The sequence below is a fragment of the Virgibacillus kimchii genome (genome assembly GCF_055379185.1).
This window is the reverse complement of sequence record NZ_AP043951.1, coordinates 3,078,731-3,091,528: the sequence shown is the minus strand read 5'-3', so window position 1 is coordinate 3,091,528 and position 12,798 is coordinate 3,078,731. Positions and strand designations below refer to the sequence as shown.

Annotated in this window: 11 protein-coding genes; 9 read left to right on the top strand and 2 right to left on the bottom strand. The window is 41.7% G+C overall.

Annotated elements, in window-relative coordinates; genetic code table 11:
* The first annotated feature begins 958 nt into the window (after positions 1-958).
* The gene (locus tag ACZ42C_RS14750) at positions 959-1,444 is read left to right on the top strand and encodes a Uma2 family endonuclease (protein ID WP_464891368.1); all 486 of its coding nucleotides are present in this window, start codon (positions 959-961) and stop codon (positions 1,442-1,444) included.
* A gap of 401 nt (positions 1,445-1,845) precedes the next feature.
* Positions 1,846-3,135, top strand: a complete 1,290-nt coding sequence (locus ACZ42C_RS14745) for an adenylosuccinate synthase (protein ID WP_461181943.1) — start codon at positions 1,846-1,848, stop codon at positions 3,133-3,135.
* A 179-nt stretch (positions 3,136-3,314) separates the two neighbouring features.
* Here ACZ42C_RS14745 and ACZ42C_RS14740 read toward each other — a convergent pair whose 3' ends face one another.
* On the bottom strand, positions 3,315-3,914 hold the full coding sequence (locus tag ACZ42C_RS14740) for a hypothetical protein (RefSeq protein WP_461181944.1): 600 nt from the start codon (positions 3,912-3,914) through the stop codon (positions 3,315-3,317).
* A 264-nt stretch (positions 3,915-4,178) separates the two neighbouring features.
* Between ACZ42C_RS14740 and ACZ42C_RS14735 the strand changes: the two genes are divergently transcribed.
* From ACZ42C_RS14735 to ACZ42C_RS14705, 7 genes are all read left to right on the top strand, one after another.
* The gene (locus ACZ42C_RS14735; RefSeq protein WP_461181945.1) at positions 4,179-4,520 is read left to right on the top strand and encodes a DUF3784 domain-containing protein; all 342 of its coding nucleotides are present in this window, start codon (positions 4,179-4,181) and stop codon (positions 4,518-4,520) included.
* A 289-nt stretch (positions 4,521-4,809) separates the two neighbouring features.
* Positions 4,810-5,514 carry a response regulator YycF gene (gene yycF, locus ACZ42C_RS14730; protein WP_461181946.1) on the top strand — a complete coding sequence of 235 codons (705 nt, stop codon included), beginning with the start codon at positions 4,810-4,812 and terminating at the stop codon, positions 5,512-5,514.
* Between the two features lie 5 nt (positions 5,515-5,519).
* Positions 5,520-7,367: a cell wall metabolism sensor histidine kinase WalK gene (walK, locus tag ACZ42C_RS14725; RefSeq protein ID WP_461181947.1), complete on the top strand. Its 1,848-nt coding sequence runs from the start codon at positions 5,520-5,522 to the stop codon at positions 7,365-7,367.
* Positions 7,364-8,689: a YycH family regulatory protein gene (locus tag ACZ42C_RS14720; protein ID WP_464891282.1), complete on the top strand. Its 1,326-nt coding sequence runs from the start codon at positions 7,364-7,366 to the stop codon at positions 8,687-8,689. The genes walK and ACZ42C_RS14720 overlap by 4 nt, the downstream gene beginning before the upstream one ends.
* Positions 8,690-8,691: 2 nt before the next feature.
* Positions 8,692-9,621, top strand: a complete 930-nt coding sequence (locus tag ACZ42C_RS14715; protein WP_461181949.1) for a two-component system regulatory protein YycI — start codon at positions 8,692-8,694, stop codon at positions 9,619-9,621.
* The gene (locus tag ACZ42C_RS14710) at positions 9,618-10,403 is read left to right on the top strand and encodes an MBL fold metallo-hydrolase (protein WP_461181950.1); all 786 of its coding nucleotides are present in this window, start codon (positions 9,618-9,620) and stop codon (positions 10,401-10,403) included. Before ACZ42C_RS14715 ends, ACZ42C_RS14710 begins: the two co-directional genes overlap by 4 nt.
* Positions 10,404-10,622: 219 nt before the next feature.
* Positions 10,623-11,837: a S1C family serine protease gene (locus tag ACZ42C_RS14705; RefSeq protein WP_461181951.1), complete on the top strand. Its 1,215-nt coding sequence runs from the start codon at positions 10,623-10,625 to the stop codon at positions 11,835-11,837.
* A gap of 464 nt (positions 11,838-12,301) precedes the next feature.
* On the opposite strand, the gene ACZ42C_RS14700 is transcribed toward ACZ42C_RS14705, so the two are convergent.
* A complete protein-coding gene (locus ACZ42C_RS14700) occupies positions 12,302-12,694 on the bottom strand; it encodes a DoxX family protein (protein WP_461181952.1) in 393 nt (130 codons plus the stop codon).
* Positions 12,695-12,798 lie beyond the last annotated feature (104 nt).

Sequence of the window (12,798 nt, the reverse complement as noted above, 5' to 3'; positions counted from 1 at the left end):
CAAACATGAAGGGAATGAAAGAATAACTGCGTCACTCGTTGACTGATAAGGCTGATGAGTGAAGGAACGGAAGGATCTCCGCGTCATTCATAGACTGATAGGCTTGATGAGTGAAGGAACGTAAGGATTTCCGCGTCACTCGTTGACTGATAGGGCTGATGAGTGAAGGAACGTAAGGATTTCCGCGTCATTTGTTAACTGATAGGCTTGATGAGTGAAGGAACAGAAGGATTTCCGCGTCACTCGTTGACTGATAAGGTTGATGAGTGAAGGAACGTAAGGATTTCCGCGTCACTCGTAGACTGATAAGGCTGATGAGTGAAGGAACGTAAGGATTTCTGCGTCATTTGTTGACTGATAAGGTTGATGAGTGAAGGAACGTAAGGATTTCCGCGTCACTCGTTGACTGATAAGGTTGATGAGTGAAGGAACAGAAGGATTTCCGCGTCATTCATAGACTGATAGGCTTGATGAGTGAAGGAACGTAAGGATTTCCGCGTCACTCGTTGACTGATAGGGCTGATGAGTGAAGGAACGTAAGGATTTCCGCGTCATTCATAGACTGATAAGGCTGATGAGTGAAGGGACGGAAGGATTTCTGTGTCATTCGTAGACTGATAGGCTTGATGAGTAGACGAACGGAAGGATCTCCGCGTCATTTGTTGACTGATAAGGTTGATGAGTGAAGGAACGTAAGGATTTCCGCGTCATTCATAGACTGATAAGGCTGATGAGTGAAGGGACGGAAGGATTTCTGTGTCATTCGTAGACTGATAGGCTTGATGAGTAGACGAACGGAAGGATCTCCGCGTCATTTGTTGACTGATAAGGTTGATGAGTGAAGGAACGTAAGGATTTCCGCGTCACTCGTAGACTGATAGTTTGACCAAGCGAGTGCAAAACCTGGTTAGAAACTTTATAGAGGAATAAGTATTTTACAGAGTAATATGGCGGCGAAATAATTAGCATGTCACCTTCTCCGACAACGAAGCATCAGGATGTAATAGACGAATTATCAGCAGAGTTTAAAATGTTTTTGCGTGGAAAAGAATGTATGTCTTATTCTGCTCCGATGGATGTTTGCCTGTTTGCAGATAAAGAAACAGCCGAGGAAGACATTGAGAATTGGGTACAACCTGATTTAAGTGTTGTTTGTGATCCTGATAAAATTACAGAAAAGAAAATAACTGGGGCTCCGGATTTTATCATAGAAATACTTTTTCCCTCCACAGCGAGTAATGACCGCTGGATAAAATATAACAGCTATGAAAAAGCAGGAGTCAAGGAATATTGGATCGTGGACCCGGTAAACAGGACTATAGAGGTTTATAAACTGGAAAATGGTGTTTATAAACAGACAGGCGTTTTTGACAGAGACGATGTCATATCACCTGGCCGTTTTCCGGAATTGAAAATAGATCTAAAGAATATTTTTAAAGAGTGATGTTTACAAATATAACTCGGATTTTTGGAAATATATTATTTCCGGAATTGGATTAATAGGTATCGGAAGAGTGATGTTTCGATATTCTTTGTAGTGATGGGCAAAAACTGCGGATCAGGGAGTGTTTCCTGGTTCGCAGTTTTTTGTGAAGGTGTCCTTTGATTAATGATTAACCTTAGAAATGAAAGGATGTATCTTTTAATTTTAAATAATAATCCATATACTTGGTAAACTAAAAATAGGTGAGGCAATCGCACTGTTAAATAAAAGAGTTTCTTGATTTTAACCGAACGATGAAAGAGTATAAGTGAATAATGTTCGTATTTTACATTGACTATCTGATACAATATTGGTAAACTTACTCTTGTGATGAATAAAAAGTGAATCAGTGGAGGTGCGCTATGTCCTCAGTAGTAGTGGTTGGAACACAGTGGGGCGATGAAGGGAAAGGAAAAATTACCGACTTTTTATCGCAAAATGCCGAGGTTGTTGCCCGTTATCAGGGGGGAAACAACGCAGGACATACAATTAAGTTTGATGAAGCGACGTATAAATTGCATTTAATTCCATCCGGAATCTTTTTTGAAGATAAAATTTGTGTGCTTGGTAATGGGATGGTTATTGACCCGAAAGCATTCGTGGAGGAAATTGCCTACTTGCATGAACGCAACATTTCTACAGATAACCTGCGAATCAGTAACCGTGCGCATGTGATTTTGCCTTATCACTTAAAGCTGGATATCTTGCAGGAAGAAGAAAAAGGCATTAATAAAATAGGTACGACGAAAAAGGGCATTGGGCCTGCCTATATGGATAAGGCTGCCCGAAGCGGAATCCGGATTGCGGATTTGATGGACAAAGAGGATTTTCGCACGAAGCTGGAGCAGAATTTAAAAGAGAAAAACCGTCTTTTTGAAAAAGTATATGAATGTGATCCAATACAAGTGGAAGATATTTTAGAAGAGTATTATGAATACGGCCAGCAAATGAAGGAATATGTCTGTGATACATCCGTTGTGCTGAATGATGCGATTGATGAAGGCCGCCGCGTGTTGTTCGAAGGGGCGCAAGGTGTGATGCTGGATATCGACCAGGGAACATATCCATTTGTCACCTCTTCCAACCCGATTGCCGGTGGGGTAACGATCGGATCCGGTGTCGGTCCGTCAAAAATCAATCATGTCGTCGGTGTTTCCAAGGCATATACCACCCGGGTGGGTGATGGTCCGTTCCCGACAGAACTGCATGATGAGATTGGGGATCAGATCCGGGAAGTCGGCAGAGAATACGGAACAACAACCGGAAGACCGCGCCGTGTCGGCTGGTTTGACAGTGTCGTTGTTCGACATGCCCGCCGAGTCAGCGGCATTACCGATTTATCTCTGAATTCCCTGGATGTGTTGACCGGAATTGAAACGTTGAAAATTTGCGTGGCTTATCGCTATAAAGGGGAAATTATCAATGAATTCCCTGCGAGTTTAAAAGCGCTGGCTGAATGTGAGCCGGTGTATGAGGAGATGCCGGGCTGGACCGAGGATATTACCGGTGTTAAAAGTCTGCACGAGCTGCCTGAAAATGCCCGTCATTATCTGGAGCGGATTTCCCAGTTAACCGAAATCCCGTTATCCATTTTTTCCGTTGGGCCGGATCGATCGCAGACAAATGTAGTACGAAGTGTATATGGACCATAAGCAAATAGAAGTCATCTCGTTGCGAGGTGGCTTCTATTTGCATTTGAGCCGGGAGCTGAAATAGGGATTTTTAAGCAGCGGCTTTCTCGTATATACTTTCGACAGCAATAATATATAGATCAGAAGCATCACCCGCTCCATAATCCAAGTTGAGGTGTCAGTCTCCTCTAACCCATTCATTATTGGGTTGATAAGCCGTTAATTTTAAATCCCAGACCATCCTTTTGAAATGTAAAAATATATGTATCAGCTAAATCCTGATCCTGCTGTTCTCCATAAACGGTTAACTTAAATTGATGATACCTGCGCGTCACCTCTTTGATTTCTACTTGTTCCAATGGCCCGAGTGTCGGGTAGATTCCTGTTGCAGCATAAGCATAGGCTAAACCTTCGACTACGGCTTCTTCAGCCAGTTCCGCACGTTCCTCGATACTAAGATCCTTATCGGAAAGTTGCTGATAGATTTCAATTTTTTCCAGTCCTGCCTGTTTCAAATAACTTTCCGTATAAAAATACGGGGTAAAAAATTCATGTGTGAAGAAAAGAATGAGTAATATACTCATCATCACTTCAACAGGAAATCTCAGATAAAATGATGCCATCCATGTATTCAACTTCCTCACTATCCATATGATACCCACCATAACCAGAACATAAATGATCAGCTGAATGACATAATGAATGTACAGAAAATCCAGACGATGCGCTTGATTGAAAAATATATAGATTAAAAAAACAGTTACTAAAGTTAAAAAGGTGCTCTTAACCGATTCCCGCAAAGAATCCCCCTCTCTCCTTTGAACTCATAGAATCGCACTATTCTGACTTGTTTGCCTTAATGTTTAAGTATTAAATAAATTCATAATTAACACATTCATTGTAACATGAAAATACCTCTTCCCGAAAAGTACCTCTCGATTTTTATGGACTATTTACTATACTATGCACGTCGGTGACTGATACTTGTGTCCCTGCCTCGAATATATGATAAAATTCAGATAATAGATTGCTTAGTTTTTTCGATTTACAGGGGGAATGAAACGATGGAAGATAAAATCGCTGCAATCATTATAATTGGATTTATGATTTTGCTGTTTATGATACTGGCCATTGTTTTAATCAATGGGAAAGGTACTTCTTTAATAGCAGGATATAATACTATGCCGCAAGAAAAAAAGAATAAGTATGATTCCGAGGCGCTCTCCAAGTTTATGGGGAAAATCATGTTTGCCTCGTCTTTCAGTATGTTGTTTTGGATATTTAGTATAGCTTATGAAATGGACTGGTTATTCATCGTCGGTCTTGTCTTATTTATTGGCTTCACTGTATTTGCAGTCATCTACGTTAATACAGGAAACAGATTTAAAAAACAAAACGATTCCTAAACCAATTAGGATGAAAACAATATCAATAAACAAAATGGCACGCCCTGACACCTGTACTGCTTAGCTCGTATGAGCGGTTTTTTTATAATTGCGGTTTCATCCTTGCTTAAAAGTTAACCGTCAAGTAAAGACATTTTCTTTAAAGTACGATAAAATAGAACAAAGCATGTTCTATAGGAAATTTGCAGTCTATTGCTTCACAGGTTTAAACTGGATACAATGAATGATAACTAAATATACGCATACATGATATATGCATTTCGTAATTCAAGAAAAGGATGTGGCAGAAATGGCGCAGAAGATCTTAGTCGTTGATGATGAACAGCCAATTGCAGATATACTGAAATTCAACCTGGAAAAGGAAGGGTATGAAGTCGTCGTAGCCAATGATGGAGATACGGCAATTGAAATGGCGGCGGAAGAGAAACCGGAGCTTGTTCTGCTGGATATTATGCTGCCGGGGAAAGATGGCAATGAAGTGTGCCGGGAAATCCGTAAAACACAGACGATGCCAATTATTATGCTGACAGCGAAGGATTCAGAGATTGATAAAGTACTTGGACTGGAGCTTGGGGCGGATGATTATGTAACCAAGCCGTTCAGTAATCGTGAATTAATTGCCAGGGTAAAAGCAAATCTGCGCAGACAGCAGGTGGACCCGGAAGATATAGTGAAAACAACAAAGGATATTAAAATCGGTTCATTGGTTATCCATCCGGATGCTTATGTTGCTTCCCGGAATGGAGAACAAATTGAACTGACACATCGTGAATTCGAACTGCTCCATTATTTGGCAAGGCATATGGGACAGGTTATGACAAGAGAGCATTTGCTGGAAACCGTGTGGGGTTATGATTATTTCGGGGACGTTCGTACCGTGGATGTGACGGTCAGACGCTTAAGGGAAAAAATTGAGGAAAACCCGAGCAACCCAACATGGATTGTTACCCGTCGAGGGGTAGGCTATTATTTACGTAATCCTGATCAGGAGTAGGTTTGATGAAGAAAGTGGGCTTTTTTCGCTCGATACAATTGAAGTTTATTATTATTTTTATTCTTTTGTTACTGGTTGCCTTCCAGGTAATCAGCTCATTTTTTACCAATGAACTGGAAAGAGAGCTGATTGATAATTTCCAAGGGTCCGTCAATGACCGTGTGGAGCTTATCAGCTATAATCTGGAACAGGCTTTTGACAGAGATCGTGATGAGGAAGATGAAGATGAACCAAGTTTCTCTCAGGAAGTGCAAAGCATTATTTCGGATGTAGGTTCCAATATCGGCTCCAATATTGTCACGAATATACAGGTCATCAATAACCAGAGCCAAATTATCGCCACCAATGACTTTACAGCCATGGATGATATCGGAAAAAAAACAACAAGGGATATGATCCAGCAGGCATTGTTTTTTGATTCCCATCAGCAAAGCACCGAGTATGATCGCGAGACGGGAAATCCAGTATATGTCATTGCGCAGCCACTCTTTAATGAAGAGGAAAACGTGGTTGGTGTCGTATATGTGGAAGCTTCCCAGGAGGGTGTACACGAGCAGCTGCAAAATATTAACGAGATCTTTCTTAACGGTGCAGTCCTCGCTCTCACGGTAGCCGCTTTTATTGGTATTCTTGTGGCCAGAACGATTACAAAACCGATCAGTGAGATGCAAAGACAGGCACAAACAATGGCTAGAGGAGATTTCACCCAGAAAGTAAATGTATATGGAAAAGATGAAATCGGCCAGCTGGCAGAAACGTTTAATGACTTGAACAGTAGGTTGAAGCATTCCTATGCAACGATTGAGGAAGAACGGAGAAAACTGAGCTCGGTATTATCCAATATGTCGGATGGAGTAATCTCGACGGATAACAGTGGCGCTGTTACTTTGGTAAATGAAGCTGCCGGCAGGCTGCTTGGCCGGAACCCGGAAAGTATTATTGGCGAATTTTTGCTGGATGTACTGCAGCTGGAAGAAAAAATTGTGGATATATCCGAACTGCAGGAAAGTGGCTCCATCCTTATCGATTTAAGTGATGACTCCCAGCAATTTGTACTCCGGTCCGAATTTTCCACTGTGCTGGATGATCAGGATGAAGTTACCGGATTTATTACCGTCCTCAATGATGTAACCGAGCAGGAAAAAATAGAAGCTGAACGCAGGGAATTTGTATCTAATGTTTCCCATGAGCTCCGTACCCCGTTAACCACGATGAAAAGTTATATAGAAGCTTTGTCGGAAGGGGCATGGGAGGATAAGGAGATCGCACCGAAGTTTTTGAAAGTAGCACAAAATGAGACCGATCGAATGATCCGAATGGTAAATGATTTGCTGCAGCTTTCGAAAATGGATGCAAAGGAATTGCCGATGCAGAAAGAACGAACTGAATTTATAAGTTATTTCCATAAGGTAATTGATCGGTTTGATATGAATGTGCCTGCACATATTCAGCTGAAACGGGAACTGCCGAAAAAAGGAAATTATTATGTGTGGCTGGATACCGACAAAATGACACAGGTGCTGGATAATGTTATTTCCAATGCCATTAAATATTCGCCTGAAGGGGGCACTATTCGCCTCAAAGTCCAGCAGCAAAGGCATCATATTTTAATCAGTATTCAAGATGAGGGGCTCGGTGTTCCTTATGATAAGCTGGAGAAAATATTCGATCGATTTTACAGAGCAGATAAAGCAAGAACCAGAAAACTTGGTGGTACCGGGCTCGGCCTGGCTATTTCCAAGGAGCTGGTCGAGGCACATCATGGGAAGATATGGGCTACGAGCAAGGAAGGCAAAGGGACTACGGTTCATCTTACACTGCCGCTGATGAATCAGAAGCGGAGGGGTGCATGATGAAATTTGAAACAGTAAAATCATTAATTCTCATTGTATTAATCGGGACTAGCCTCCTTTTGACATTTGGCCTTTGGACCTACCAGCCCGATCATACGCAGCTGGATAGCGGGGAACTTGTAAGTGAAGTAAATATTGGTGGGACGGAAGAAAGGCGCAGCACGTTGATTCAGCCCACTAATATCATATTTCATTATTTTGATCAGCATCTTGGATTTGAAAATCCATCAACCCGGCATGCAGTATTTGAAGAGTTGCAGACCTGGGAGATGGGTAATTTTGAAGTCAGCGAAACAGAAACGGAAATGCAGAGACCCCAGGAGGATTATGAAGTAGAACTGCAATTTCCTGAGGATATTCCAATGGAAATAGCTCCGCTTATTTTTTCGATGGAGGAAGATAGAGAGGAAATGCCAAGCTGGTCATTTAACCGGATGTTTATTACCTTTGATCAGGATTCGCTTTCCTTAATAACGACATTTATGTCCATAGATGGGCGGAGACAGGCAAATACAGTAATTACAAACAGTGAATATTATAATGAGTTATGGTCGGAAATGATGGCTCAGCAGCAATTAACTAACTACATGATGATAGATGAAGGAAACAGACCTGTCTATTTTCCGAGTGAACCTATAGAAATGACGCAGCACTCCTTATCCGTGACACATGTTCAACCTGATATGCTTGTCAGTGCCCTATTTACAAGCCCTTCTGTGGTGAGCAGGTCCGTATCGCCAAACAGGAATATGGGCGGATCCTATTATACGGACGGGGTTCGTGAGCTAAGCGTTGATCGTGAAGGAAATACCATGGAATTTTTCCATCCGGCGACAGCGGATTACCCAAGAATGGGCATGGGAGAACTAATGAGAACGAGCATAAGCAATATTAATGATCATATGGGATGGACAGGAGAGTACAACCTGCTGGAAATGGATAGTGCCTTGAATAAAATCAGCTATCAAATGTATTATGATGCTTATCCGGTATTTAATAATTATGGTATGACCGATATTGTTCAGGAATGGCGGGACCAAAGTCTGCACCGGTATGAGCGGCCGCTTTTCCGCCTGAATAATTCACTTGGCAGTGAGGAAACAGAAATCATGTCAGGGGAAAGCTTATATCAAAAATTGCTTGATTCAAGTTATAATATGGAGAATATATCTGATATTCGGGTTGGCTATGAATTAATTTACCATGATGTGGATTTAAATGATTACGTTACTTTAAAGCCAAGCTGGTTTATAGAATATAATAATGCCTGGCAGGAGATTCAATTTGAAACAGAAGATTCTCCCATTCAAGGAGGGAATTAGGAGTGCAATGGAATCAGATTAAAACCTTATTTATCCTAAGCTTCCTCGTACTGAATGTTTACTTGGTGATTCAATATATAGACAAGCAGGAAAGAGCAGACCTGGGCGTGCTGAGTGATCAGGAGGCTTCCCTGGAAGATCAGCTGGAGTCGGAAAATATTACATTGGGTGATATAGAGGTGGATATTACCGAGGATACGTATATCTCGGTTGCCCAGCATGAGTTTACAGATGATGAGAAAACGGAACTTGCAGATTTGGATAATCAGGAGCCGGTTATTTTTGACAATAGCTATATTGTGTCCGGGCTGGAAGATCCTGTGTCCATTCCGGTATCGGCTCCACGTGAAGATATATATAGTTTGGTCACAAATGATATTCTTTTTGCGGAAAACTACAGTTTCGGCACCTGGAATGAGGAAATGAATGTGCTGTTGTTTTTCCAAAATACCAGAGAGAGGCCTATTTATTATAATGCTTATGGCCTGCTGATGATTTTTTTGAATGAGAACAATGAAATGATTTATTATACACAGTCCATGCTCGCTGAACCGGAGCAGCAGGATGATTTAAAATCATTAACACAGCCGATCCAGGCTATTGAAACATTATACAATCGGAATCAATTACATTCCGATGATACGGTGTCCCGAGTAGAACTTGGCTATCATACGCGAATTCCGCTTGCAAACGGGGAACAGGTTTTTGCCCCTACGTATAAAATTTCGGTAAATGAGGATCGCAGTTATTTTGTGAATGCCATTGAGGGACAAACCTTTCCTAGTGAAGACGATGAATTTATCAGGGAAATGATTGGTATGACTATTACGAACATCGAACAGCTTGATGATGACCATGTGTGGAGAGATGACATGCTTCATCATTTGAATGGTTTATTGGATAATGAAACTAATCGGAGTGACAGAGAATGACATTACGTTTTAGTGTACTGGCCTCAGGCAGTACGGGAAATGCATTTTATATAGAATCAAATCGGACCAGGTTATTGGTGGACGCGGGTCTGAGCGGCAAACAACTGGATCGTCTATTTCATGAGATCAGCGTGGACCCCGCTGCCCTCTCGGGTATTCTTGTGACGCATGAGCATAGTGATCATATTAAAGGGCTTGGTATCTTTGCCCGTAAATATAATCTGCCAATCTATGCAAATGAGAAAACCTGGAAGGCAATGGAAAATTCCATCGGAAAACTGACGACAGACCAGAAATTCCTATTTGGCATGGAAGAAGTGAAAACCTTTCATGATATGGATGTTGTCTCATTTGGTGTTTCCCATGATGCGGCAGAACCAATGTTTTACACTTTTCACCATGAAGGAAAGAAAGTTGCTTTGGTTACTGACCTTGGCTATGTTTCCGAGCGGATTAAAAAGACGGTCGAAGGAGCGGATGCCTATGTTTTCGAAGCAAATCATGATGTGGAAATGCTGCGGATGGGCAGGTATCCTTGGAATGTAAAGCGGCGGATCTTAGGTGATTCCGGGCATGTCTCCAATGACGATTGTGGCCTGGCATTGGCAGATGTCATTGATCATAATACGAAACGCGTATATTTGGCGCATTTAAGTCAGGATAATAATATGAAGGAGTTGGCCCATATGTCGGTCGACAGTATTTTGAAAGAAAGAGGAATTAATCTCGACCTAAAGGATACAGATCCGGCCAAAGCTACTCCTTTGTATGAAGTAAGCTGATTTGACCCGGTTTATTTCTCCGTTTAATAAGGAATAACTAAAGAGAATAGGGTAGAATAGTATATAAGTGGAATAGATTTTGCCCTAATGATGGGAAAATGTCCGCTGAACTCATATTTATAGCGGTCAAAGTTGTAAATGGGACTTAGCAATAGATCCTGTATTTTTACGGTTGCTTTATGCATTATGGATGGAGAAATAAAATAGGGGGTAGCGTGTATGGGTTACTATGATCAAAATTACCCGCCGAATCCGCATCGGAGAAAAAAGAAAAGCTGGCTGGTCCCCGGACTGCTCGGTATTATTATCGGTATTCTTCTGGTTACATTGATTGTTCCGGCATTTTTGGAATCCGGAAATTTTACGCAGGATGAGACGGAACAAGTACAAGAGGGATCAACGGAGCAAGCCGCTGAACAGGAAGGCAATATTAATACTTCCGTCAAAGTGGATGTCTCCACCCAAATAACAGAAATTGTGGATGAGGTTTCCCCGGCTGTTGTTGGTGTTATAAATATACAGCAGCGCATGGATTTCTGGCAGCAGGGTGAGGGAACACAGGCCGGTGAAGGCTCCGGCGTCATTTATAAGACAGATGGGGATACCGCATATGTGGTCACCAACCATCATGTTATAGAAGGTGCCGATGAAGTAGAAGTTGTGTTATATGACGAAACACATATTGAAGCAGAACTGGTTGGAGGCGATCTGTTTTCCGACCTTGCTGTTTTAACGATTGATGCAGGTTATGTGGAGCATGTGATTGATATCGGCTCCAGTGCGGAAATTAAAGTGGGAGAGCCGGCCATTGCCATCGGTAATCCGCTCGGTCTTATGTTTTCCGGTTCAGTGACACAAGGTATTATCAGCGGAACGGAGCGAACAATTCCCCAGGACTTTAACCAGGATGGACGTGCCGACTGGCAGGCAGAAGTGATCCAGACAGACGCCGCCATTAATCCTGGCAACAGTGGCGGGGCCCTGATTAATATGTATGGACAGCTGATTGGTATTAATTCCATGAAAATTAATCAGGCGGCAGTAGAAGGAATTGGTTTTGCCATCCCTGTGGATAGTGCGATTCCGATTATGGAAGAACTGGAAGCAACAGGAGAAGTCACACGGCCATATCTTGGCGTGGAAATTTATTCATTGGATGAAGTGCCGCATTCTGAGTGGAGAGAAACACTGGATCTGCCGGAGGAGGTAGATGGCGGCGTGTATATTTGGAGTGTGGAGCGGTTGTCCCCGGCTGATCAGGCTGGTCTGGAGCGACTGGATGTCATTACGGAGCTGGACGGAGAACCTGTGGAAAATATGATTGATCTAAGGAAAATTCTATATCAGGAAAAAGAAATTGGCGAAGAAGTAAGCATTACCTATTACAGGGAGGGCGAACAACAGCAAACGACATTGGTACTGGGAAGCCAATGATAACAGTGGTTGATTAGCAGAAGGCATATGTAAGAAGTCAGCGGTCGGATCGATTATCTTCCTGACTTCTTCTTCTACGCTGATCGCTGTGCAGCAAGACTTAGTTTACTCCCTATTGCTCACTAAGTAGTGGGCACGACGTTACTATTACCTTTAGGTTTCAAGTATAAGAAAAACTCACATTCGTTGATCCTTGAATGAATGTGAGTTTTTCTTATATTGTAGGAGCTGAATTTGCCTGAAGAGGAAGTTTGTCCACAGAAACAGGTAAGTTACACACAAAACGTGGATAAGTTTGCTTGTCTTATTCAATATATGGTGGAGAAATTATGTTCTGTAACAATATATCTGCGAACATTTGTGTATATGTGCATAAAAATGTGGATAAGTAGGGTGTTTTTAGACTTATTAGCGGGTTATCCACGTTGTATTCCATCGTTATTCACAATTCCTGTGTGTAATACTTAATTCTTTGCTGGATTATAGCGCCCCCGGTACTGCCAAATAAGCAATAATAAAATTAGCATGACGATATCAAGACGTGCTTCAAAAGCAAATTTGAGTATCCCTTCATTTAGCAGAATCGGTATTTTTGTAATGTAAAGCGCGCCAAACATAATTAAAATCAAGGGAGGCACAGCCAGCTTTAAATACATACGACCGGCAATTAACATTCCACAAGCAAACTCAGCCAGCGCCACTAAAAATAAAGTGGTTTCAGGAAAGGGAAGCCCGAGCTGGAAGAACATACCTCTAAAACTTTCATCTAAAAATTTTAAGATACCGGATGCAATAAAAACATAACCTACTGCGTAACAAATCCATGCCTCCATGTATAAGTTCATTTTCCATTTCATTTATTTCCACCTCCTGACTTCAGGATTTGTTCAGAACTGCGTAAATCGGCCTTGATATTATTTGTATGCAAGAAATAAGACAACCTTGACAAGCATTTTAAAGA

What these genes read in the sequence shown, in the direction of transcription:
- ACZ42C_RS14745 (WP_461181943.1), top strand. Translation starts at nt 1,846, where the DNA reads ATGTCCTCAGTAGTAGTGGTTGGAACACAGTGGGGCGATGAAGGGAAA.
- ACZ42C_RS14735 (WP_461181945.1), top strand. Translation starts at nt 4,179, where the DNA reads ATGGAAGATAAAATCGCTGCAATCATTATAATTGGATTTATGATTTTG.
- yycF (WP_461181946.1), top strand. Translation starts at nt 4,810, where the DNA reads ATGGCGCAGAAGATCTTAGTCGTTGATGATGAACAGCCAATTGCAGAT.
- walK (WP_461181947.1), top strand. Translation starts at nt 5,520, where the DNA reads ATGAAGAAAGTGGGCTTTTTTCGCTCGATACAATTGAAGTTTATTATT.
- ACZ42C_RS14720 (WP_464891282.1), top strand. Translation starts at nt 7,364, where the DNA reads ATGATGAAATTTGAAACAGTAAAATCATTAATTCTCATTGTATTAATC.
- ACZ42C_RS14710 (WP_461181950.1), top strand. Translation starts at nt 9,618, where the DNA reads ATGACATTACGTTTTAGTGTACTGGCCTCAGGCAGTACGGGAAATGCA.
- ACZ42C_RS14705 (WP_461181951.1), top strand. Translation starts at nt 10,623, where the DNA reads ATGGGTTACTATGATCAAAATTACCCGCCGAATCCGCATCGGAGAAAA.
- ACZ42C_RS14700 (WP_461181952.1), bottom strand. Translation starts at nt 12,694, where the DNA reads ATGAAATGGAAAATGAACTTATACATGGAGGCATGGATTTGTTACGCA.